Here is a 330-nt window from a genome sequence, read left to right as displayed (position 1 = left end):
CATTATCTCCATCAAGGGAATAAGTCCTGATCCCGTTCCTGAATAGTGCTTTCTCTAATTGATTAGCAATAGTAGACTTCCCCGATCCTGAAAGACCTGTGAACCAGATCACGAAGGAGTTATGATCATTCTGCCTGTTGCGTTCCTTCCGGGAAATATGATAAGTATGCTTTGTTATGTTGGAGGACATTTTTATCGTTAAATCGTTAATTCGTTAATTCGGGATTCGTTAATTCGTTAAATCGGGAATCGGGATTCGGGAATCCGGATTCGTTGATTCGGGATCTGGATTCGGGAATCCGGATTCGTTATTAACAGTTATAGTTTGTC

Annotated in this window: 1 protein-coding gene; it reads right to left on the bottom strand. The window is 40.9% G+C overall.

Annotation, left to right across the window (positions count from 1 at the left end):
- A partial coding sequence (locus tag HC175_RS21920) for an adenylyl-sulfate kinase (protein ID WP_168139989.1) occupies positions 1-190 on the bottom strand: 190 nt, incomplete at its 3' end.
- Positions 191-330: the final 140 nt, after the last annotated feature.

This window comes from Salinimicrobium oceani (genome assembly GCF_012037645.1).
The sequence above is the reverse complement of the archived record's forward strand: the minus strand, read 5'-3'. Positions and strand labels throughout refer to the sequence as shown.